The sequence below is a fragment of the Paenibacillus sp. sgz302190 genome (assembly GCF_059820445.1).
Genome location: NZ_JBZYAO010000006.1, coordinates 115,087 through 137,973, shown reverse-complemented (window position 1 = coordinate 137,973; position 22,887 = coordinate 115,087). Strand labels below are relative to the sequence as shown.

General features: G+C 44.2%; 19 protein-coding genes. 2 read left to right on the top strand and 17 right to left on the bottom strand.

Going from position 1 to position 22,887, the window contains the following annotated elements; all coding sequences use genetic code 11:
- Positions 1-16: 16 nt before the first annotated feature.
- The 4 genes from AC6RNO_RS09800 to AC6RNO_RS09785 all read right to left on the bottom strand — a co-directional run bounded on the left by AC6RNO_RS09800 (position 17) and on the right by AC6RNO_RS09785 (position 5,837).
- Positions 17-3,121, bottom strand: a complete 3,105-nt coding sequence (locus AC6RNO_RS09800; RefSeq protein ID WP_497105325.1) for an efflux RND transporter permease subunit — start codon at positions 3,119-3,121, stop codon at positions 17-19.
- A 147-nt stretch (positions 3,122-3,268) separates the two neighbouring features.
- On the bottom strand, positions 3,269-3,916 hold the full coding sequence (locus AC6RNO_RS09795) for a response regulator (RefSeq protein ID WP_497105324.1): 648 nt from the start codon (positions 3,914-3,916) through the stop codon (positions 3,269-3,271).
- The gene (locus AC6RNO_RS09790) at positions 3,913-5,139 is read right to left on the bottom strand and encodes a histidine kinase (RefSeq protein WP_497105323.1); all 1,227 of its coding nucleotides are present in this window, start codon (positions 5,137-5,139) and stop codon (positions 3,913-3,915) included. The genes AC6RNO_RS09795 and AC6RNO_RS09790 overlap by 4 nt, the downstream gene beginning before the upstream one ends.
- A gap of 89 nt (positions 5,140-5,228) precedes the next feature.
- Complete coding sequence (locus AC6RNO_RS09785) at positions 5,229-5,837, bottom strand: DedA family protein (protein ID WP_474682112.1); 609 nt, start codon at positions 5,835-5,837, stop codon at positions 5,229-5,231.
- Positions 5,838-5,996: 159 nt separating this feature from the next.
- On the opposite strand from AC6RNO_RS09785, the gene AC6RNO_RS09780 reads away from it, so the two are divergent.
- Positions 5,997-6,305: a hypothetical protein gene (locus AC6RNO_RS09780; protein ID WP_497105322.1), complete on the top strand. Its 309-nt coding sequence runs from the start codon at positions 5,997-5,999 to the stop codon at positions 6,303-6,305.
- A gap of 227 nt (positions 6,306-6,532) precedes the next feature.
- Here AC6RNO_RS09780 and AC6RNO_RS09775 read toward each other — a convergent pair whose 3' ends face one another.
- From AC6RNO_RS09775 to AC6RNO_RS09725, 11 genes are all read right to left on the bottom strand, one after another.
- Entirely contained in the window at positions 6,533-7,765 is a 1,233-nt protein-coding gene (locus tag AC6RNO_RS09775; protein WP_488434170.1) for an aminopeptidase, read from the bottom strand.
- 173 nt (positions 7,766-7,938) lie between these two features.
- Entirely contained in the window at positions 7,939-8,814 is an 876-nt protein-coding gene (locus AC6RNO_RS09770; protein ID WP_474682109.1) for an ATP-dependent Clp protease adaptor ClpS, read from the bottom strand.
- 61 nt (positions 8,815-8,875) lie between these two features.
- On the bottom strand, positions 8,876-10,441 hold the full coding sequence (locus AC6RNO_RS09765) for a class I tRNA ligase family protein (RefSeq protein WP_497105321.1): 1,566 nt from the start codon (positions 10,439-10,441) through the stop codon (positions 8,876-8,878).
- 34 nt (positions 10,442-10,475) lie between these two features.
- Positions 10,476-11,705 carry an ATP-grasp domain-containing protein gene (locus tag AC6RNO_RS09760; protein ID WP_497105320.1) on the bottom strand — a complete coding sequence of 410 codons (1,230 nt, stop codon included), beginning with the start codon at positions 11,703-11,705 and terminating at the stop codon, positions 10,476-10,478.
- Positions 11,706-11,727: 22 nt separating this feature from the next.
- Complete coding sequence (locus AC6RNO_RS09755) at positions 11,728-12,405, bottom strand: HAD family hydrolase (protein WP_488434167.1); 678 nt, start codon at positions 12,403-12,405, stop codon at positions 11,728-11,730.
- Positions 12,406-12,414: 9 nt separating this feature from the next.
- Complete coding sequence (locus AC6RNO_RS09750; RefSeq protein WP_474682105.1) at positions 12,415-13,095, bottom strand: nucleoside/nucleotide kinase family protein; 681 nt, start codon at positions 13,093-13,095, stop codon at positions 12,415-12,417.
- The gene (locus AC6RNO_RS09745) at positions 13,092-14,324 is read right to left on the bottom strand and encodes an FAD/NAD(P)-binding protein (protein ID WP_497105319.1); all 1,233 of its coding nucleotides are present in this window, start codon (positions 14,322-14,324) and stop codon (positions 13,092-13,094) included. The genes AC6RNO_RS09750 and AC6RNO_RS09745 overlap by 4 nt, the downstream gene beginning before the upstream one ends.
- A 20-nt stretch (positions 14,325-14,344) precedes the next feature.
- Positions 14,345-15,559: an aminotransferase class III-fold pyridoxal phosphate-dependent enzyme gene (locus AC6RNO_RS09740; protein ID WP_497105393.1), complete on the bottom strand. Its 1,215-nt coding sequence runs from the start codon at positions 15,557-15,559 to the stop codon at positions 14,345-14,347.
- Between the two features lie 200 nt (positions 15,560-15,759).
- A complete protein-coding gene (locus AC6RNO_RS09735; protein ID WP_497105318.1) occupies positions 15,760-16,743 on the bottom strand; it encodes an ATP-binding cassette domain-containing protein in 984 nt (327 codons plus the stop codon).
- Positions 16,744-16,753: 10 nt separating this feature from the next.
- Positions 16,754-17,557, bottom strand: a complete 804-nt coding sequence (locus AC6RNO_RS09730; protein WP_488434165.1) for an ABC transporter permease — start codon at positions 17,555-17,557, stop codon at positions 16,754-16,756.
- A gap of 3 nt (positions 17,558-17,560) precedes the next feature.
- Positions 17,561-18,352: an ABC transporter permease gene (locus AC6RNO_RS09725; protein WP_488434164.1), complete on the bottom strand. Its 792-nt coding sequence runs from the start codon at positions 18,350-18,352 to the stop codon at positions 17,561-17,563.
- Positions 18,353-18,709: 357 nt separating this feature from the next.
- On the opposite strand from AC6RNO_RS09725, the gene AC6RNO_RS09720 reads away from it, so the two are divergent.
- A complete protein-coding gene (locus AC6RNO_RS09720; protein ID WP_497105317.1) occupies positions 18,710-20,293 on the top strand; it encodes a nucleotidyltransferase family protein in 1,584 nt (527 codons plus the stop codon).
- 153 nt (positions 20,294-20,446) lie between these two features.
- Here the strand turns inward: AC6RNO_RS09720 and gtfA are convergent, their stop codons facing one another.
- Together gtfA and AC6RNO_RS09710 are read right to left on the bottom strand one after the other, a co-directional pair.
- Complete coding sequence (gene gtfA, locus AC6RNO_RS09715; protein WP_497105316.1) at positions 20,447-21,916, bottom strand: sucrose phosphorylase; 1,470 nt, start codon at positions 21,914-21,916, stop codon at positions 20,447-20,449.
- A gap of 11 nt (positions 21,917-21,927) precedes the next feature.
- The gene (locus tag AC6RNO_RS09710) at positions 21,928-22,884 is read right to left on the bottom strand and encodes a PfkB family carbohydrate kinase (protein WP_497105392.1); all 957 of its coding nucleotides are present in this window, start codon (positions 22,882-22,884) and stop codon (positions 21,928-21,930) included.
- Positions 22,885-22,887 lie beyond the last annotated feature (3 nt).

Here is a 22,887-nt window from a genome sequence, read left to right as displayed (position 1 = left end):
CTCCTTATACGCAATCTTAAATTTCCAAAGCATTAGACTCGTTGCGCGGTTTCCGCCGGAATCTTTTGCTCAAACGTTCTTTCGCATTCTCCAGCATTTCGTACACAATCGGAACAACAACAAGCGTCAAGACCGTCGAGGTAATGAGACCTCCTATAACGACTACCCCGAGTCCTTTGCCGATCAAAAGACCTTCGCCGGACATTCCCAATGCAAGGGGAAGCAAAGCCGCAATCGTTGCTCCGGCTGTCATAATAATCGGACGCAAGCGTACTTTCCCTGCTTCAATTAAGGCATGGCGGACAGATTTTCCTTCTTCTCTCAACTGCTGCGCACGGTCTACCAAAACGATGGCATTCGTAACGACAATACCGATAAGCATAAGGAAGCCGATCATTGAAGTTGCATTTAAAGCTTCTTTTGTTAAAAACAATCCAAGCAATCCTCCGATTACGGCGAGCGGCAGCGAGAAAAGGATGGCAAACGGCGCGCTTGCGTTGCCGAAGGCCAGAACCATAATCAAGTAGACAATGAGTATCGCAGCGGCCATGGCTACAAATAATTGAGAGAAGCTGTCGTTGATATCGTCCGTCACCCCTCCGGCTTTCGTAGTGACGCCATCAGGCAGCTCGATGCTTTTAAGCGCGGCGGCGACCTTGGCGCTAACGCCGCTTTTATCGTTCCCGATGATCTTGGCGGTTACCTTGACAAGCTGCTGCTGGTCTTCGCGCGTAAGCGAAGCTGCGCTCTTGATTTCATTGATTTTGGCAACCTCTTTCAATAAAACTGCCGAACCGTTTGAACTTGCTAAAGGGATATTTCCAAGCTTCTCAAGCGTATCTTTAGCCGATTTATTCATGGAAATCGTTGTCGTGTAAGTGACGTTGTCGAATTTCATATCCCCCAATTCCTCTTTTTGAACCCAGACACGCGCCGTATCCCGAACCGAAGAAGGGGTTAATCCGAAAGCCCTGGCTTTTTTCTGATCAACGGTAATTTCAATTCCGGTCTTGGCGTCGCTGAGATTATCTTCAATTTCAGTGAGTTCAGGGAATGTATTTAACTTGGCTTTCACAAGGGCCGCCGCTTTCTCCAATTGACTTTGGTCATCTCCTTTCAAGGAGTACGCAAAATCGGTGGATAATGCCGTCATGTCTTCGCCGATAGACTTTGGCTCTACCGTTGACCCGGGGGGCAGCTCGGAGAGAATAAATGTTTTCGCTTGTTCTTTCACTGTCCTCGCATCGACATTGCCGTTAACTTCAACGATGATTTGCGATGCATAGGGAGCCCGTTCTTTATCGTCGCCTGCATAACCTGCCAAAGCCTCCACGAATTTAAAAACAGGTTCACCCTTGGAATCCTTTTCGTTCAAAAAGATGGTTTCAATTTCTTTCGTCTTGGCGTCCGTCGATTCGAAGGAAGTCTCATAAGGCAGCTTTAGTTGAAAAGACATCGTTTGCGAATTTTTGGGACTGGGCAATAGCGAAACGGATAACGTAGGAAGCGTAACCGCTATAGTGACGACCAAGAGCAGGGCGGATACAAGCAATGTTTTTATGCGGTTGTTTAAACTCCATGACAATACCCGCTCATACATCGATGTCAATTTGGTCGGCTCGGAATCGTCATGATGTTTTTTCCCTTGTTTGCCGCGCAAGACCAATAGTTTAGCGAGCATAGGAATGACGGTCAAAGCTACAAGTAATGAGGCTAACAACGCACATGATATCGTTATAGCAAACGGTTTGATAAACTCTCCTATGAACCCGGATACCAGAGCCAGGGGAGCAAACACACCGGCTGTCGCCAAAGTTGACGAAGTGATCGCCGACGAAACTTGACTTGCAGCTAGCGCAATGACCGATTCTTTCCGTTCCTGCGCTTTCTCCAGGGAAGCGTAAATGTTCTCGATGACGACAATGGAATCGTCGACTACGCGCCCGATCGCCATAAATATGCCGCCGAGCGACATCGCGTTAAGCGTAATCCCCAATTTGTACATGAGCATGAGCGTAATGAGAATGGAGAGCGGCAGCGATACAAGCACAATAAGTGTCATTCGAACATTGCGTAAAAAGATCATAATCATCAGCGCAGCGAGCAGTGCGCCAACGACGCCTTCGCGTACCAGGCCGGTAATCGAGTGCTTAATTTCTTCCGAGCTGTCAAACGTGTTTTTAAACGTAATGTTCGGCAGTGCGGTTTGCCATTCATGAATCTTTTTTTCGAGAGCGTTTGAGAATTCTACCGCATTGGCGCTGCCGGCCTTGTATAAAACCAACCCGATCGCAGGCTTGCCATCGAGTCTGCCGTTAAATTTGGATTCCGATATCGCCTTTACCTTCGCTACTTGATTGAGATTAACAATGTCCCCTTTGGAGGTTGTCATTTCAACATGCTCCAAATCGTAAAGGCTCTGAATATTCCCTGTTACATGGGCCATCTTACCGTTGCCGTTAATCTCGACGCTGCCGATCGGACTTTGGGCCGTAGCCGCTTTAATCGCATTGCTTACTTGCGATGGATTAAGGCCATATACACTGAGAGCATCCGCATCCAGCTCGATATCGAGCGACGTATCGCGGGCACCGATAACGTCCATGTGATCAATGCCGCTGATGCCTTCAAGTCCGGGTTTAATCGTGTCTTTGAAATGTTTGTCCAGCTCCGTCTGGCTCATGCCGTTGTCCGCATATGCGACCAAATAGTTGGACGGCGACGATGCCGCGCCAAAAGTAGAGGCTTTGGGCGTACCTGCTGTTTGCGGCAGCGAAACTTCAGCGAGCAGATCCTGGACATCCACCTTTTTCTTGTCCATGTCTACACCCTGTTTGAACTTAAGAATAATCGTGGAATAATTGTCGCTCGATGTCGAGGACATGGAATCCAGATCTTCCAAATTGGCCAGCTTCTTTTCGATCGGATCCGTAATTTCATCCATAACATCTTTAGGCGATCCTGTGTAGGTCGTAGTAACAGCCAAAACAGGAAATGAAACATTCGGCATGTTCTCCACCTGCAGCTTTGACGTTGAATAAAATCCGACTGCAAAAAGCATAATCATAATGATGAACAACGCTGAGACGTTTTTCATGGAAAACTGGGTTAATCGATTCATTCTGCACACCCTTCGCGATGTTTCTTTATCTTTTTGTTCTGTATGTACAATTTTAGTATGCCGGACAAATAAAAAAATCGTACATAAGGGCATGTACCTCATGTACGATAGGGCAATACATATATACGACTTTATATGCTGCATAGTTCAGAGATGGAGAATCCCCCGCTCTACCGATACGGCTACCGCTTCCGATCTGGAATCCACGCCAAGCTTGTTGTAAATATTCGTCAGATGCGCCTTTACCGTCCTTTCCGAGATTCCCATATCGAAAGCTATTTCTTTACTTCGAAAACCGCGTGCGATCGCCTGTAAAATCATCAGCTCTTTTTCAGTCATGACCGGCTTCTCCTGCCGGTTCTCCGGAACGGGGGTATGTTCTTTATAGGAGAACACTCTTGCCGTTATTTCAGGCTGGAGCAGCGTCTCTCCTCTTATGGCCGATTCAATTGTCCGAAACAAATGCTCGCGGCCCGTATCTTTTAATAGATACCCCTTCGCTCCCAATGCCAAACCTTTAATCATCAAATCATCTTCATTATAAGTTGTAAGAATAATGACAGGCGTTTCAATCCGCCTCTCTTTCATGAGCTTCATGGTTTCCATCCCGCTCATAACAGGCATATTCAAGTCCATCAAAATGACATCAGGCTTAAGCTCTTCTAGCAAAGTCAAAGCAACCTTTCCATTCTCCGCTTCGCCAATGACTTGAAATTTATCGTTGGTTTCAAGAATAAGCTTCAGACCTTCTCTGACAACTAAATGATCGTCTACAATCAACACTTTATGACTCATACCGAATCTCCTTTGAATAAAGGCGCCTCAATGTCAATACTCGTTCCTTCCTGAGCGCCGCTTTGAATATGGACCTTTCCCCCAATTAAACGTACCCGCTCATAAATGCCGAGCAAACCGTAATGGCCTGATTGTTTGCCGATCATATTCGTATGAAAACCCTTCCCGTCATCCTTAATCCGAATGTGCAGATTATCCGCGTCTTCCCTTACAGTTAATGAAACATGCTCGGCCTGAGCATGACGGGCCACATTCGTCAAACATTCGCTAATGATGTGCAGCCCATGTTCCATTAATAATCCGGATAACGGAGTTCTAATCCCCATATCAAAAGAAACTTGAATGCCTGTTGCATTCGTAAAACGCAAGGTTTCACCGTGGACCGCATCGGCAAAATCGATCCCTGACGCCGATTTCGCTCTTAGATCGTCAATGGCATGCCGCGCAGCTGACAGCGTTTTTCTCGCTCCAACCATGGACTGCAGAACAATTTCTTGCGCCCTGTTCGTATTTCCATTTGATAAATGGGCATCCACTGCTTCCAACTGCATAATAAGCCCGGCAAGCCCTTGCGCCAACGTATCGTGCAAATCGCGCGCCATCCGTTGGCGTTCGTTCACCAGCGTCAACTCCTCCACTTGGCGATGGGCCTGTTCCAGTTCGCTAAGAAACATTTGCGTGCGAATCCTGGCATGTATTTGCTTGAAAAAAAGCATCGCATAAGCGACAACCGCAATGGTAAATAAGATCAATAACGGCACAAATAGCAGTAATTCTTTTGTAACGTTTAAAAGCACAAAGGCCATATCGTGCAAGCCGAACAGAAAGAGTGAAACGAATCCCACTTTTAAATAATGATAATACACGCCGACGCTTTGCCCGATCAGAATTGGAAATAAGCCGGTTAGAGCAGCAGAAAAGCCGTTGGGCATCACAAACGCGCTGACAAAGATCAGCAGCCCCTGCGCGATAAAATAAATCCATGGCCTGAAGGCTACAATGGAACTTGAGAACCAATGCAAGACAATATGAATGAAAATGATGACAGTAAAAAGAAGAAGTTTGAGCGGAATAAATGCTGCAGTCGTTTGCAATATGACGGTTGTAATATAAACTAAAGCTACCCATATGACGATTGGAACCCTGGAAACCAGCAACCCGTTACTCTCATCTTGATGATTGAAACTGCTTGGTATATAACGAGTATTTTTATCGCGATCCATTATGCACCCCTTTCTGCATATTATTATAACAAGAAATTGGCCGTTTCAATTGTACTTTCGTGCATACCCGTTCGTACATCATAAGCCGCTTATGTCGATTTTACTTTTTCTCTTTTCGCCTTTCTTACGAACCAGATCACTAAAGCGGAGGCAATCAAAACAACTAACCCGATTACTAAATATCGATGTATCGTTTCGGTAACGGTACGCCAATGCTCGCCTAAATACGTACCTAAAGTGATAAATGTGACAGCCCAGATCATGGCTCCAGGCGCTGCATAAAGACTAAAGCTTCGATACGACCATTTGCTGATTCCAGCGCTGTACGCCGTTAAATGACGGACTCCTGGAATGAAGTACCCGATGGTGAGGGCAAACTTTCCAAAACGCTTGAACCAGTGCTGTGTTTTATCTAACTTCTCTTTTGTGATATGAATTTTACGCCCATATTTCTCCAAAAGCGGATACCCGAATTTATATCCAATCAAATAGCTGACGGACATGCCGGTAAAGCTGCCTAGTACCGAAACAATCAATGTCGGAACATAATGAAGCTTGCCTTTCGAAATTAAAAATCCCGAAAACGTCATTAAAATCTCGTCCGGCACCGGCAAGCCAATAATACCAAGTACCAAGGCACCGAAAATGCCTATATAGCCATAGTGGGCAATGAACCATAAAAGCTTATGCTGAAACATGGAAGTGTTTCTCCTTCTCAGGTTGTGGTTTTTCTTTTTAGTTTTTCCAAAACCCGCAATGTCATAACCCCGAATATATATCTCGATACCGGACCTGTTGATACTTCTCAGTATTTTCATTATGATGGAACTAAAAAATTCGCTAATGGGAGGATTTCAATGAGCAAACGTTATCGGATTACAAGAGAATTTAAGGAAAATGGAACTCCGGAGCAAGGCATCTCTTTGGAAGAGTGCAAACGGTATTTTTCGTCCAAACCCGACTTTGCCTATACTTCGGTATTTACGGTGACAGGGTCTACCACCATGTCTATTGAGGGGGATTTTTTCATGTGGAGCTGCGGCGAAAGCAAGATCCCTTTCCGGCATTATCAGGGGGATATTTATGTGTCCGGCGGAAGTGAAGCGGTCATCCCCAAAATGATGGAGATTGCCGGCGAATTGGACGCGGATGTGCTGGAAGGATAATCCGGCGGAAACGATAGCATGAGGCCATCCCCGCAATTGGGGATGGCCTCAAAAAAGCTTATACGAGGCCTGCCGGTATGCCTCAAATATGCGATCTATTTCCTCAACATGTCCATAAGATGGCCCCCTCGCACTAATCGAAATATCTTATTATGTTATCTCGCGTGATCCCGCGGCACTCTCACGTTTTGATATTTAACAGCTACTACCTCTACACTTTCGTAATTTTATGTTACCCATTCTCCCTGTTTCATTAGCTTCACCCATCCGCCCGAGGGCAATTCGGCACTCACGTCCATCTCCGAAGAGCCAAACATAAAATCAACGTGAACGATACTCTGATTTATGCCGCGCTCCGATAATTGCTCCTTTGTCATTTTCTCCCCGCCCTTTAGATTAAAAGGATAGGCGGAACCAAATGCGATGTGACAAGATGAGTTTTCATCGTAAAGTGTGTTGAAAAAGTTAATTCCTTCCTTAGCTAGCAGCGTACTATTGGGTACAAGCGCGACCTCTCCCAAATATTGCGAACCCTCATCCGTTTGAAAGAGATATTGAAGGGTATCCTCTCCATAATTGGCGCGAAAATCGCATACTTTACCTTGCTTAAACGTTATCTCGAAATCCTTGATAAGTTTGCCGCCATGATACAGCGTTTTCGTGCCCCGCACTTTACCATTCACTCCTGTACGTAAAGGCGCTGTGAAGCATTCCTCCGTCGGAACGTTAGGCATAAAGTAATTCCCCTTCTCTGTCGTACTTCCTCCACCGATCCACATATGATCCATCGGCAGTTCAATTGTAAGATCAGTCCCGGGTGAGGTAAAATGCAACTGGCGGTATTTTGCATTATTCAATTGCAGTAATTTCCCCTGGATCTCCTTAATCCGCGCATTCCAAGCCCCTATGGGATCAATTTGATCCGCACGGGTAACTCGGAAGACGATTTCCCATAGCTTCGACAAGCCTAACTCCTCAGGTAAAGCGGGAAATACCTGCTTCGCCCATTCTTGGGTCGGCAAAGCAACCACAACCCAACTTACTTTATTGGTCATGCGATAGTGCCGATATTCCTGAAGAGCGCGACCGCTCGTGCGTTGAAATAAAGCGACGCGCTCAGTAGGTACGTTCTTCATCATTCCGGGTTGTGGCGCTTGAACCGTGATAAAGGCCGCCCCCTGTCTTGCCCTATCCGTATAACCTTGTGATTTCCAAATTGGATAGTCTTCCAATGATGCAGTAGAGGAACGCAACAATTTGGTACGGTGGACCACGCTATCGCTCCACTCAACATCGACCGATTCGGCACCGAAATCATATGCGCATTCAACCAGGAGACGGACAAATTCAGCCGCCACTATTGGCGCATCTATTACTACCTTTTGGCCATATTGAACATTTATCCCTAGACGTATAACGATTTCCGCATACGATTTTAATTTATTGTAAAAAGCAGACATATACACCCAACCTTCTATGAGATAAACCTCTATCGAGGCCTTTCGAAGATGAGCGACCGCGTTTAGAGGTAGGTTTATTCGCCAATAAGAAGGCTGTTCTTCACGCTTTAGTGCTGTAAAGAACTTAAACATTCTTATGTGGTAAAAAATTGTTTAACTCAATGATTTTTGATTTAAATGTTTAATACATCCGACCTGAAGCTCCCTTTCACGTTTCTCCTTATTTTCGTCTCAAGCTTATGATCTTTTAACTTCCCGGCAATAAAATCCGCATCTTCTTTGTTGCCTGAATACACCGTCACCCCACCGGTTCGATCGACCTCCAGGACAGTGACGATCGCCTTCTCGGGAGGCAATTCCGGAAAAACCTCACAGAGACAAGATGTAACGTAATCGATACCATTGCAGTCATCGTCTACTAGCATCACATTAAACTCACCATTGCTTGGTACAGCTATTTCCGCCCAACGCTTTGTTGAAATCGTTTTCCATACACTCAAGACTACTCGTTCGAATTCACTTTCGCCTAACTTTGTCATACGCCCCCAGAGACCAGGTAGGATTTCTTGTTTGGGAGGATCGAAGATTAGGATGTCCGAGGCCAGCTCCAAGCTTACGTTTGGTTTTTGCGCGATGAACGTTAGTTGAAATTTAAGTTCTTCCAGATCCGCGGGGGTATGGATGCAATTTGCAAAGGCACCAAGCGAAAACTTTTTTCTGATAATATCTTTAATCTTCTTGGTTTTTTGGATTGCATCAGCACCAATAAGGATTCTCATGGTTAGCAGCTTCTCGGCCAGGTACTTATGCAATAACTGCATTGTTATTGGATAATTTGCATAGTTAGGCCAAAGCATATCTAAATCGCCTCTCGTGAACTTGACATCGAATTTTCGAATTGCTTCTAGTTCAGCATCTTTAATTTGCAGCTCCAATTCTTCAAGTAATAGAGGGTTGTCTAATCCGTCAGGCTTAATCAAAATAAATGACACGCTATCAAGAAGGGGAATTCTATCGGATTGGTCCCCATTATTCTCGTTCACTGCCATTATCTTCACCCCACATAATTATGGTTATTTGTAAAAAGTTATCACGCCGGACAAGACACCTTTATGTATGGATCCCCGCGAGATGGATGAACGGGCGCAACGAAGTTTCGGTTAATTCCTTTTTATCGGGGAATTCTACCAATCGCGACGCTTCGAGTCGAATCGCTCGCCCCTTGGCCACTTCAACACACGGCTCCCCGTCCAGGCCTAGCTGTCTCCAAACTTGGCTTGAGATGGTTGGAATAATGGGGGCTCCTAATAGCGGTAAGCCAAGAAGCCATTCGCGTCGGTCCATGCTTCCGTCTTGCATCCAGTTATCCAGAATCACAGTTGCTGCTTTTAAATCAAATTTGCCGGGAAAAAGTGATTCGGATTGCTCGGCCACTGCATTCGCAATCCGGTCGCTATACATAAACGATTCAGAATGACGGACAGTCTCAAGCGCAGCATCGAGACGGTGAACGCACCACTGTCGGAATGACATTACCGAATCGATAAAATCGGTAATTTTAATATCGGCCGCGCCAGTATCGAGCGAAGTATGCGACAAAAAATATCGAATTTCATCGGAAGAAATCTCCGTTTCAGGATCAAGAATTTCCTTAATCCAAATACCGTGGCGTTTACTCGTCGAACATTTCTCCCCTTCAAGAAAGAGCATTCCATTTACAAGCGTATAATCGAAAGGTTTATACAAACCTTCTGTTCCTTGGGAAATCACGTGCGGGGCGATAAGGCCCGGAGTAGAGTTATCGTTACCGAAAACGCCGATCGTAGTCACGTTGCTATTGGACATGAACGGGTTTACCTCCGTTCCTTCGAGCAATTTGTAAACTTCCCCGCAGTATACACTGTATAAATAATACGGATTGGACAGAACGAAACCTTCGGGAACTAAATTGCTGCGAATTCCCCATGTTCCGGGGCCGGTTAGTCTGATACGCCCCTTCCTGAGGGAAAGATAACGTTCGGCGGCTTGCATCCAAATCGGTCGAACGCCGGAACGCTTCAGCGATTCAATGATATTTGTTTGCTCATTTGGCGTTACGAACCAACTTTCTATCGTTCTCCATTCCAATGTACTATTGTCTAACCTAGATCTTGGTTGAACGATCTCTTCAGGTTGGAAGTGTGCGCCACAGTACACGCATGAACTTCCTCCACAAGGCTTGTTGCAATAAGGACAACTCCCTGCAATCCATGTCCCGATGATCGCGTCTCCCGTTTCTGCCGAGTATGGCACTCGTTCGCTTACGAGAGTGGCATTGCCCGTGTTCTGCAATGTAAGAAGCGTCTTCTCGTGCGTGTCCAAATAGCCGGCAAAGTGCGACTCCGCGCGAGGATCGATCCAAGTATCTAACCGAATATTCAAGAGCTTAAGATCTTGCTGAATTCCTTTATGATATAGATCACAAACCGTATCCGGATCTTTCCCGTCTCGAAGGGTTTCAGCCAGCACCCAATTTTCGAAAACGTCGCTTCCGGTAATGACCCGCACGCTATACCCTTGCAATCGAAGTGAACGAGCAAGGGTATCCGCACGTAAATACGTTCCCGCTCCATGACCAATATGCAGCCGCCCGTTTGGGGTCGGCTGCATGGGGACAATTAATACGTTACGATTCACTTATTTCCCCTCCTGTCTTTCACATAATTTAACTCTAGCAAGTTTGTATATGAAAGGACTCACTTATTTTCTTTATGACCAGATCAAGATCTTGCTGACCGGATATCTGAGCAAACACTAATCCGCATATGGCAGAAGAATCTATTAAACCGGTTACCACATCACCCGGTTTTACTTTCATGTCGACCTCGATTAATCCGGGTACGGATGCAAAGTCTTCCGGCGTACTGATTGATGCTATAGTCCCCAATTGGGTCGGCAGCAGCAGTTCGGCAATTTGCTTTCCGGCATATCGAAGATCGTTTGACTCCCACGTGTACTTCTCGCCGAGAGAAGCAGTGATATGTGCCGCCCATGAGTCAAATCCGCTATGGAGCTGAAGCATTCTACGAATTCCGGCGCCGCCGGGACGACATGCAATTTCCCCGGCAAATACCCCATCTGCCGCTTTGAGTACTTCAAAATGTGTCACTCCGTTCGTCAACCCCACCGCAGCAACTGTACGTGCATGCATGTCTTGGAGAAAAGAAAACATCGGATCACTGCTCTCAATCGTGTAGGAACCGTGAATTTCGGAAGCGTAATCAAGAACCGGTCGAACATAACGCGATATTTGGACGTATACTACGCAGCCATCCTCAACATATCCATCGCAATGATACTCTTCCTCAAGCTGCAAAAAACGTTCAACGATTACAGGAAACCTCTTAGCTGAAGTCGATGAGGGAGCATGTAGCCGATTGAGATACTCTTGTCCGGATGAAGATAACAGCTCTTCTTCTGTTGCAAAAACGAACGTCTGATCGGCTCCTCCCCCGATTACCGGTTTAACTATAATCGGCCAACCAATCTTCTTGCCGGCTTCGGCCACACCACTAGGAGTGCTTGCAAGGAAGTAATCCGCCGTAGGCAATCCGGCCGCAGCAAATCGGCGCTTCATTGTATATTTGTTCGTACAGTTGAGAACCGTTTCAAATGATGGTCCTGCCAACCCAAGATAAGTTCGCATATATGCTCCGGCGGGCGCTGCACGTTCAGAAAGAGAAACTACGGCAGAATATTGAGAACACTCCCTCTGCTTCATGAGAGCTTCCATGGTTCCGGAGGGGTTGTTTAGATCCTCTACAACAACAACATCAATACCCGAAGGGTACATATCAACAAAGCGCCCTTCCGTCACGAATGTCACTTGTAGGTCCGGTCGAGCAAGAAGTACCTCCGATTGGACTTTATTACTGGTGTTAGTAACCAAAATCGATTTCATTGGACATCACCTCATAATTTTCTTAGTTGCTCGTTCTGACTCCATCAACAATCTCAAGTACCGATAATAAAGATGTAATTCGATCACCGTCCCATTGATTCCCGTCGTTCCTGTCCAGCAATATTGGATGCATCCCTGCCCGAGCAGCTCCTTCAAGCTCTTTATCGTGCCCATCGCCTATATACAAGCAATGGGCATTTTCTACTCCGAGCCGGTTGGCTGCATACGAGAAAATTTTAACATCAGGCTTCATAATCCCGATTTCAGCGGACAATACCACTTGATGAAGTAACGGGGCCAACTTCGAATCGGCTAATAATTCTTTGACATCACTGCTACAGTTGGACACAACAGCCGTTTTTACGCCCTGCGAACGCAATGTGCTTAGAACCGTGAACGCGTCGACATCCGGTGTTTGAAACGATAAACCGTGGACTTGTTTTCGTACGCGAATGGCCTCCATGATCTTATCTTTACTCCACTTTGCCCCCATTTGTTCATTGAGCCAATGAAGATACTCGAGCAGATCCCCCGTCTCGCGCCGATTTCGGGTTTCCTCCCAATTTTTGCTGAATACATCGGGAGCGATGCCAAGAACTCGCGAAGTCTCTAAGAAAGCATAGGTTTTAATTGGTTCGGGGAGCGGAATTAAGGTTTTCCATAAGTCAAACACAACGGCATGAATACGTCTGTTTTGCATATTAGCCCCCTAATCGTCAATTCTTAACCGGAGCTTGAATCGTGGATTTCTCCAATCCGAATTATCGACAACCACATCAGCATTTTCGTAAGGACGATATTTATTTATATAGCAACGTTGAGCCGGAAAGTATTTACTGTCATACTTCCGAAGAACTTCCTCTCCCTGTACCGGTACATCCCGTAACCGTGCCCTCTTCATTACGACATCCTCAGGGATGTCCAGGTATACAAAAAAATCAATATACGATCTGGTTTCCGGACGGAAGAGGAATACCCCTTCCAAGAGTACGATGGTATCAGGGGACACCGAGTACTTACATTGCAACGTCCATGTATCCGTGGGGAGATCCAAATGGATTAAAGTCGTTTCCAACCTTCCTAACCTACGGATTGGATCTAACACTTCTTGAGCCAAACGTTTAAAGTCAATACTGTTTCTAAAATATTGTTCCGGTTCCGATAAAGTGGGGTTGTAACGAACGGACTTTTCATTATGGAAATTGTCTACGTGTACAACTTGTACTTTATGTCCCTTCCCCAATACCTCCGCCAGTTCTTTCACTAGTTGAGTTTTCCCAGCTGTATCAACGCCCGTAATTCCAACAATCAATGGTTTCCCAGGCATCCGATTCTTACGAATGATATCACTCAGCTCTCCAAGGAATCTCCTTCGGCTGTCGGTAATCACCCAAGACTCCCCCCGTCATGAATGGCTAGCTCTAAACGATTGGCCAATCGACTGTACAATCCGTTGCCGTATGCGGCATTGTCGCGACGGTTGCGGGGCGTGGGTTCAACTCTCAACACAGATAGGTTGCCAAACTTCCTTTGTCCAATTACGGCTGCCCCCTCTTCATCGGCTTCCAGCCGTTTGACTGAATCCGTAGAACGTACCAATTCGTTTGAAACATAAATATCAGGTGCCGTACCATGATAACCAAGCGCTTGAACAATGATCCCAGCTCCGTCCAGTACGTCGGATGCATCGCTTAATTTATTGATTTGCTGGATTCTTGCCCCCGGAATATTGTCGTTCCACAAATCGCAATACAGTTCCTTCGACCCGTGACGTAATCCGGAGTCCCTGAAGACGATTCCGGTAACTGGACATACATCACTGGACGAATTAAAAAGGTATTCGCGCCCTGACACCTGTTCTTTGATCGCTTCTTCCACGGATTGGTACATAAGTCGAGCTAAACTCCGTTGCAGGACAACAATCGGAGGGCGGCGATACTCCTTGTGCTCATTTTCCAGCTTCATGGCGAGATCTAGTAACACCCGTGTCGCAGACATTGCGCTGTGAGAACTTCCCGCAATAACAATCGGTTCGTCGCGCAGACGCAGCAGTACCTTACTTAGGTTCTCTTGATATGCAGCGCTAATCACTATGCTTGAGGACCAAACTTTATGACGCCACGTTTCTAGTTCTGCATGGGGCCGCTCCGTTCTACCCGTCGCCAATAGCACATGCGAGGCTTCAAGTATTTCCCCACTGTCTGTGTGTAATCTTACGGGGCCATCGAGCTGATCCATTTCGATTTTTTTCACAAGCGTCCCTAGTCGAACAGCGGGTGAACCTCCTAAGCTATCGTTAATCACTCGTCCGATCTCATGAAGTGCAGCAGCCAACACATCCGTATTGACGGGTTTCGTAGCTTGAGCAACAGACCTGACTTGTAAATTATCGGAGAGTACTTTAAAGGGTCCCCGGTAACTTAATTCTTTAAAAAGGCTTGCGCCAATTGAAGAAGTTGTAACCATATAATTACCGAATGCACCTGGTCCAAGGGAGCGCTCCTTCTCTACTATAGAAATACGGTAATTCAATAATTCTGGGGCGGATGCGAGAAATGTCGATGTCCGAAATCCCCCTCCAACGATGGCTAGATCGAAATTTGGAATTGTCGAATTCATATTCTTCTCCTTTTCGGCTACTAAGTGCCCAGAACCTCGTATAAGCAGCTTTCAAATCGATCGCACAACTCTTCCGCTTCTTGCATGGTAATTGTTAACGGCGGGCGAATTTTCAATACGTTTCCGAAACCATACCTAGACGTTCTCATGATTAATCCATGATGAAAAGCTTTTTTCTTAAGGTAATTTGTAAGCTTCTCATCAGGAATGCCATCGTCGCCGACGATTTCGATCCCGATCATGAGCCCGACACCACGAACATCGCCAATAGCGGAATATCTCTCTTTTAACCTCATGAGGCGTCCCATAATATATTCACCGGTCTTGGTGACGTTCCGGAGGAACTCGGCATTATCGATAATTTCTAAAGTTTTTAGCGCAGCAGTCGCCGATATCAAGTTTGAACCATAAGTGAAGGAATGATGGTGTCCTTCCATTGTAGAGTACTCTGGTTTCGAGATAATCGCTGCTACCTGAAAGCCTGTCCCGCCAAGACCTTTCGCTACAGTAATAATATCCGGGACTACACCATAGTATTGGGCTGCAAACATATACCCCGTTCTCCCGATTCCCGTTTGAATCTCGTCAAAGATTAAAGCAATTCCTCTTTCATCGCACAGCTTGCGCAACGCTGGGAAATATTCCGGCGGCGGTGTAATATTGTCTCCATTCCCTAAAATCGGTTCAACGATGATGGAAGATACCTGCCCTGAACTCGCATAATCAATAAAGTCATTAATTCTCTCAACGCACAACATTCCACAAGTTTCCGGTCTTTGGTTATAAAAGCAACGATAACAATAGGCCGGCGGAACATGTACGATACCGGGTTGACCCAGCCTAAAAGGCTCTTTCCGGAATGAGTTCCCAGATGCATACATGGTATAAATGGTTTGCCCTACATGAGAGCGAAACAAGGAGATCACATCTGTTTTTCCAGAATAGTGTTGAGCCATCTTGATCGCGCCCTCATTGGCGGTGGACCCTCCCGACACCTTTAAATGTACCTTCGTCAATCCCTCCGGACTAACATCGATTAATTTTTTTACTAACTCACCGACAGGTTTCGTCATGTAACTGGATGTCACATGAATCAACTTATCAGCCTGATTCTTTACCGCTTCAATGACTTCAGGGTGGCTGTACCCGAGGCTTAAGTTAAATGTCGCGGACGCGCAGTCGATATACGATTTACCGTTATTGTCCGTTAAATAAATTCCACGACCTTCCACCATAATTACATCATCGGTTGGAGTAAAGAAATACTCGTTTAACTCCAACAAACCATTCTCTGCCGCTTCTCCGTTAGATTCCAACAGCTCCATTGTATGGGTATCCATTATTGGTTTCCTCCCTTTGCATGAATTGGATATGGTGCCGCTCGCTCACAAAGCACACCTCTTTCCGCTAATGAGAGCAAGATTCGATTTTATAATTAGTTTTCTTTGGCTGCTGCAGCATAGAGGAATTTTACCGCCTCCTCAATGTCCGGTTCTTTCAGTTGCATATCCTTAATTTCGTAACTGCTCGAGATAATCGAGATCGCCTGGGCAACCGACAATTCATTTTTACTGAACAAGAAACTTTTCCTTAATCCCTCATCTTGGAGCAGCTTTAGTCTATCGTCGTTCAACTTATTGCGTTGATCGTCCAGGTCGACCGTAAGCACATGGCCCGGGTTAAAATTATTCTTGAATCCGGTGACAGTCCCGTCGAATATGACTTCGCCTTTATTGATCGTAATGATTCGGTTGCATACTTCTTCGATATCCTTCATATCGTGTGTGGTTAGAATAACCGTCGTTTTCTTTGTTTTGTTGATTTGCCTAATAAAGGTTCTAATTTTAGCCTTAACAGCTACATCCAAACCGATCGTAGGTTCATCTAAATAAAGTACTTTTGGTTCGTGCAATAAGGCTACCGCTAGCTCGGCACGCATTCTTTGACCAAGACTCAATTGTCGCACCGGCGTTCTTAAGAATTCTTCCATCTCCAGTAAATCCACATAATACGCAATATTGTTCCGGAACACTTTCGGATTGATTTTGTATATTTTCGCAAACAGATCGAATGTTTCTTCCATTGGGAGATTCCAGTATAATTGCGATCGTTGGCCAAAAACGACCCCGACATTCATTGCGTTTTCCTTCCGGTTCTGGTGCGGCTCCTTGCCATTGACTTTGACCAAACCCGAAGTAGGAACGAGAATTCCAGCAAGCATTTTAATCGTAGTCGATTTTCCCGCACCGTTTGCTCCGATATATCCAACCAGCTCGCCCTCTTGGATATTAAAGCTAATATTGTTTACAGCCTTCTTCACTTCATAATTCCTGGATATGATAGATCTTATGGATGAAACAAACCCCTTATCACGTTTGAATACTCTGAATTCCCTTGTCACATTGCTGACTTCTATCATGATTTTCCCCCTAAGAACCTGTACTTTTATAATGATTGACCCCAATAAACCAAAATTTATAAGCCAGCACGAAACATACAATCCCTACTATAGGTGATAAATATTGGATGTATGGATTAAAAAAAAGATAATCGCCTTTAGAAATAAAGTATTGCGCCGGATAAAAATTAATAAATGCGTAAGGCAGGATAAAGGTTAGAATCACCTGAACTGTCTTGTTGTAAATGGTGATAGGATAGCGAATAAAATTCTTTAGTTGAAAGAAAAGAACTTCTCGCAAACCTTGCGTCTCGACAATCCAAAACGATGGCACCGAAGTTACAATTAACCCGGCTCCTTGAATCAAAGCACCGCTCAAAATAACAACGGTTAAGAAGAGTAAATCTCCTCCCGTTAATGTACGCTCCATATTATTGAAACAGATGATGATCACACCGACGGAGAGTATAAAGTGACTAACATATGCACTATTGAACTCCCGACACACCAGATATACGAAACTATTCAGCGGCTTTGTTAACACTTCATCGAACGAACCGTTTTTTACCATATTGCTTAACTGGGTTGTAGGATTGAAGAAGAAAAAACCGGCTAGCGAGTATGAACATAAATTTAAGGAAAACAATAACAAAACTTCGTATGCCCCCCAACCATTGATGGATTGGAATTTGTCGACCAAGATCCAAATGATCAGAAATTCCGCCCCATATGATGCAAATTGGGCAAGTCCCCCCATAATAAATGCCTTTCGGTATTCGGCTACCCCCATTACCCTTAATTTAATGTATTCAAGATATAAATGGGCATAATGCATATGTCATCCCCCGTGAATTACCAATTTTTTTTGCACCTTGAACCACACATATTTCTCGATGAGAGTAGTGACCGCTATCACCCCCAATTGCATAAGAAGAATGGTAAACGTTTGATGTATCCCGTACTTCCCTAAAAAAATCGATATTGGTTCAAAAAAAATGAACCGAAATGGCAGCACCTGGCAAATGTTGAATAACCACTCCGGATAAAACCACAACGGCACAATCGATCCTGAGAACAACTCGAACAAAGCGCCTATAAAAAATGGAATGTACCAAGAAGTTTCAAGCCAAAAAGCAAACAGGCCAAAGATGTAATGAATATGAAATGCTATAACTATCCCTAACATGAGGCTGACTAGGAACAATATCGTATTCTCGATAATCCCGGATAGAGAAATATCAAAAAATAACCACGTAACCACTATAGCCGGTACTGTAACGAAAACTGTCTGGAAAACATTCGTCCCCAAATCCTCAGAGAATAAGTATCTCTTGAAGTTAACAGGTTTCATTAAATCCAGTATTATGCTACCGTTCTCGACTCTCTCCGCTATTTTCTTCCCTGCGCCCGATCTCGTTAATGTTACAACGATTGCTGCAATAATGATGTAACTAACCATTTCACCAAAGTTTATATTGTTTATATTTTCCTTATCGTCATACAATGCAGTCCATACGTTAATTTGAATTACCATTAGCAAAATGCTTGCGAAAATTGTGATGTAAAAATTAAAACGAAAAGCATACCGTTCTTGAAAAGCCTTCTTGAAAAATTCAATATACAGTGCCATCTCAATACCTCACTCTATAAATTTCAAAACCGAGTTTTAACTTTCCCCAATCCAGTTAAAACCCAAATGACAGCGGTATCATAAATAATCATTATTCACTCTTGAAGTATTACCATCATTTGGAAACGCTTTAATTGTATTAAAAATGGTTATCAATTGAAACCCACAATACTATAGAATTATCCCTAAAAATTATATATTCTTACTTAAATGAAATCGCATTTAAATCCATGTAAATCAAATATTGACATTTCATTCAGGGTAATTGTATTGTAAAACGTAATAAATCCATTTAAATAAGGAGTCAACAACTAAGCACTTTTACGAATTTCATAAATAGATAGGAGGAGAATTAACATGTTAGAATTTGGGCGTAAGTTCCTTGCAAAGAAAGAACATGTCTTACTTTTGGACATCATTTGTAATGTTCGGAACGAGGCTTTTTTTAAAAAAGCGGATCCTTTCAGCGGAATTGATTGGGCGCTTCTTTTACAAGAATCTAAGGACCAGAAGGTATTCCCGCTAGTTTACAATCTTGTGTGCCAAGTAGCTCCTGAAGAGTGGCAGGTAGAATACAGTAAACATCAAGAGGAGATAGACATTTATCTTAAAGAGTTATCTTTGATCACGCAAGTGGCTAAAGCAGAGAACTTAACAATAGTGCTCCAGAAAGGGTTTGCAGTATCGAAGTTGGTTTATAATGATCTATACGCTAGGCAGGTTGGAGATTTAGATTTCATTATTCGTGAAACCGATGTTGAAAAAGCAGACGCACTCTTAAGAAATTTAGGTTATCTGCCTGCATGCGGACTGAAAAATTACTGGGAAATAGTTGACGATAACGACTACCGCTATTTACCTTTTCCTTTATTAAAGGACGATAACCATCACGAATTTTACGGTTATTTTAAGAACATCTCTTCAGGTAATCTGACGAAAACACTTGAAGTTGAATTAGGAAGGTATCTCCACAAAACCGTGCGTTCCCCTCATATCATGAGTTTTATTGAAAGCTCTCGAAACATAGTTCTTGATAATTTTGAGTGTGCAACCTTTGATCTGGAACATACTTTTCTTGGCCTTTGTGAAAATCTCTACGACGATGCCGAAGAGTGGTATTCTGATAAACCGTCTTTAAAAAATTGCGTCGACGTGTTCTTGTTTATAGAGAAGTATCCTCAACTCGACTGGGAACATGTTAAACAATCGGCAATCCATTACGACATGTTTGTTGAAGTTCAAACTATATTAAAATACCTGTCTGCCATCTTTGAAAGCAAAACACTTGCTCAGGTTGCCGGCTTATTTTCGGATGAATTTGCCTCCGCCAAGAGATATAGAATTGATTGGCTAACCGACTTCAAAACGAGACTTTTCCTCGATTACAATTCACGAGCGAAAGAACTTGTTTCTATAACGCGGAGCCGCTGTTTCAGCACTAAGAACATAAACTTTACCGATCCGTATCGAGTAAAATACGGACAATTTGGTTCGCCATCGCCTGTACCCAACAATAAGAACTATGATTTAAGCTACAATATTGCACACGCTTCAGATCAGTTAATTTTTAAAATCCGTATCGGAGAAGATTTGTATTCTCAACTCGACAATCATGAAGTTGCATTATTCTTAGTAGATAATGATGCTAACAACAATGAGCAATTAGTTAAATATTATGTTGCATTTAAAAGCATTGACGGGATCTTAGCCGTCCAGGAAGACAGCGGGATGTCCATCAGGGTATTTCATAAAACGAACGAAGTCGAAGTAGCTTTTCCGTTCCACATGTTGCCAACTGAGGTTTGCAGTAACGGGACACGTATGGTTGGCTACGGCATTGCTATTAAACATGAGATTCTCGATTCTGTATATCATTGGGTCACATTAAATCCGTACGAAAAAGAGTTTTGGAATCATCCTCCGATCCTCGAAATCGTTTAAAAGGCATATATCCATGGTACCGCGCTAAACCATACGTGGACAGCGAAAAACCTGGACAAATCAAGACTTTGATTTATCCAGGCTGCTTCATTTAGTCAGTCGCGATTTTGATAAACGGCCTCGGCATTTCTGCGCGAGCACGGCCCTTGGTTTTTATACGACATATTGAACTGCCTCGCCGCTTTCCCCAGTGAATTCAATAATAGTCCTATAGGTCTTCAGATCGATCGAAAGCCGGCAATTTTGATTATCCTTTTCCCAGGCAAGCCGAATTTCGTTTATCGCCGAGGGTAAAACGGTGAATTGTCCATTGAAAGCAGCATATTCGTTTCTAAATCTAATGAGTTTAATCAGTCTTTGAACTACATCTTTTTGAAGAGACTGCTCGATTTCCTCCAGGCTGAAGTTATGGCGGTTGATTTCCCTGCCTTCACCGGTTCTTTTTACACTCTCCAAATCGTTTTCTCCCGCCAGCAGGCCGACATAGTAGACTTGGGGGATTCCCGGCACGAAAAATTGAATGGCTCTTGCCGCTAAATAGGCGTCGTCGTTACAACCGAGCACAGAATAATAAGAACATCTGATTTGATGGACATCGAAGCCGTCCGCGGCCTTATGTTTTTCCGATACGATGAGACTAAGATTCGAGCCTCTTTCCACGCACAGCTCAACCAATTTTCTAGCTTCTTTCGTATCGATCAAATCGTCCAGGTCAGGCTTAACAGGTATACCATCATGACAATCCAGCATAGTAAACTGCTTCTCAGGCCGAGTCTTCAGATAGCTGTAAAGATGCACATTTGATTTATTGATCAAAGCATCAAGCACGGTGTACGGCAGTATAAAATCGTAAATCCAGCAGCCATGTTCTGCAAGCTTGTACTGAATGGAATAATGTGCGTGAACCTCAGGCAGCAATTCGATATCCATCGATTTCGCAACATCCATAATCCAATCCAGGAATTCGTAGATGTCCGGCTCGACAAAAAAACAGCTTGTTCCCAGTTTCTTTATGATGTATCCGACTGCATCCAAACGTACGATCTTGACATTCTGCTGCTTGAAATTATTAAAAATATCGCTCAGCAATTGCTTTACTTGATCCGAACAGATATCCAGATCAATCTGTTCGGATGGGTCCTGTTTGCCGAACGTCGTCCATACTTTCTCTTCCTCACCAGTTTCTTCAATGGTAAAAGTCGAATAAGGAACTGGTCTGCGCAGAAACATGCCGGCAATGTCTTCTTGAACCGGCTTGCCGTCCGCCCATATTTTATCCAAAGTTAGAAAAAAGTCGGCATATGCCGATTGACGACCCTTTTTGAGGAAATCCCGGAAATATTCGGACTGCCTCGAAATATGGTTGACCATCACATCGACCAATATATCAAAGTGTTCTCCAATAGCTCTAATATCATCCCATGTGCCGAAGCTCGGTTCAATTTCCAGATAGGTAAGCGGGGCAAATCCTCTGTCTCCGGAAGACGGGAAAGGAGGCAAAATATGAACGCCCCCCTTAAATACATCGGAAAAATGTTGAAAGAGCACCTGTTTCAGCACCTTTAGATCGCCCCCCAAAGAATCGGGATACGTGATTAGCTGCACTTGGTTTTTTACTGGCATACAATAGTCCCCTATAATCCGTATTTTTCTTTGATAACCTCGAGATGCGGTAAATCCACGATGGCTCCGGTATACTCCAATTTATAGGCACTGACGGCAAATCCCAGGAAAAGAGCTTGTTTCAACGGATAACCTTTGACGAGCGCCGCATAAAATCCTGACCAGAATGCATCGCCAGCTCCCGTAGTATCCACAACCTGAGTAGCCAAAGAGTCGAATACAATCGTCTCTTTTCCGTTAGAAACGATGGCGCCTTCCTTCCCTAATGTCAAAATAACCAGCTTAGCACCCAGCTCTAAGAAATGTTCGAGATAACGCTCAGGAGACGCTTTCCCAAACAATCTCTCTGCATCATCCTCCGAAGGCTTGACAATATCAACTTTTCCGATCATTGATTTTACATAGTCGATTCCATTCTCGCCCTTTTGCCATATCATCGGATGATAGTTAGGGTCGAAACCGATCAAAATACCGTGCTTTCTTACCGTATCCATCACGCTTTCGATCGCATAACGGGACGGCACTCTCGATATGGGCCAACAGGAGAAGTGGACGATTTTGGAGTTGATCACGATATCCTCCAGCCCTGATGTATAAGCTAATTGATAATCCGCACCTCGATAAAATATCGGAATCGGCGTAGATACACTCTTAGTTAAGACGACCATACTCGTTGAATCATCGACCCGCTGGATCAGATCCGTATCGATATCCGCTTGCTGCAGTTGTTTAACGAGAAACCTGCCCAATCCGTCATCTCCGACTGCAGAAGCTACAAGCGGGCGGATTCCCAATTTTTTCACATTCAATGCTATATTGGAAGGAGAGCCTCCAAACAACTTGCGGTACGTGTCACATTCATCGCTATCGTCATATTCCGTTGTCATCATATCGATAAGAAGCTCGCCAACAGTCAAAATATCATGCTTTTTATCTCTTAACGGTATGCTATCCCCGAATTCAAACACATC

Excerpts from the sequence above, each read along its gene's own strand:
- AC6RNO_RS09800 (WP_497105325.1), bottom strand. The coding sequence starts at position 3,121 with ATGAATCGATTAACCCAGTTTTCCATGAAAAACGTCTCAGCGTTGTTC.
- AC6RNO_RS09795 (WP_497105324.1), bottom strand. The coding sequence starts at position 3,916 with ATGAGTCATAAAGTGTTGATTGTAGACGATCATTTAGTTGTCAGAGAA.
- AC6RNO_RS09790 (WP_497105323.1), bottom strand. The coding sequence starts at position 5,139 with ATGGATCGCGATAAAAATACTCGTTATATACCAAGCAGTTTCAATCAT.
- AC6RNO_RS09785 (WP_474682112.1), bottom strand. The coding sequence starts at position 5,837 with ATGTTTCAGCATAAGCTTTTATGGTTCATTGCCCACTATGGCTATATA.
- AC6RNO_RS09780 (WP_497105322.1), top strand. The coding sequence starts at position 5,997 with ATGAGCAAACGTTATCGGATTACAAGAGAATTTAAGGAAAATGGAACT.
- AC6RNO_RS09775 (WP_488434170.1), bottom strand. The coding sequence starts at position 7,765 with ATGTCTGCTTTTTACAATAAATTAAAATCGTATGCGGAAATCGTTATA.
- AC6RNO_RS09770 (WP_474682109.1), bottom strand. The coding sequence starts at position 8,814 with ATGGCAGTGAACGAGAATAATGGGGACCAATCCGATAGAATTCCCCTT.
- AC6RNO_RS09760 (WP_497105320.1), bottom strand. The coding sequence starts at position 11,705 with ATGAAATCGATTTTGGTTACTAACACCAGTAATAAAGTCCAATCGGAG.
- AC6RNO_RS09755 (WP_488434167.1), bottom strand. The coding sequence starts at position 12,405 with ATGCAAAACAGACGTATTCATGCCGTTGTGTTTGACTTATGGAAAACC.
- AC6RNO_RS09745 (WP_497105319.1), bottom strand. The coding sequence starts at position 14,324 with ATGAATTCGACAATTCCAAATTTCGATCTAGCCATCGTTGGAGGGGGA.
- AC6RNO_RS09740 (WP_497105393.1), bottom strand. The coding sequence starts at position 15,559 with ATGGTGGAAGGTCGTGGAATTTATTTAACGGACAATAACGGTAAATCG.
- AC6RNO_RS09735 (WP_497105318.1), bottom strand. The coding sequence starts at position 16,743 with ATGATAGAAGTCAGCAATGTGACAAGGGAATTCAGAGTATTCAAACGT.
- AC6RNO_RS09730 (WP_488434165.1), bottom strand. The coding sequence starts at position 17,557 with ATGCATTATGCCCATTTATATCTTGAATACATTAAATTAAGGGTAATG.
- AC6RNO_RS09725 (WP_488434164.1), bottom strand. The coding sequence starts at position 18,352 with ATGGCACTGTATATTGAATTTTTCAAGAAGGCTTTTCAAGAACGGTAT.
- AC6RNO_RS09720 (WP_497105317.1), top strand. The coding sequence starts at position 18,710 with ATGTTAGAATTTGGGCGTAAGTTCCTTGCAAAGAAAGAACATGTCTTA.
- gtfA (WP_497105316.1), bottom strand. The coding sequence starts at position 21,916 with ATGCCAGTAAAAAACCAAGTGCAGCTAATCACGTATCCCGATTCTTTG.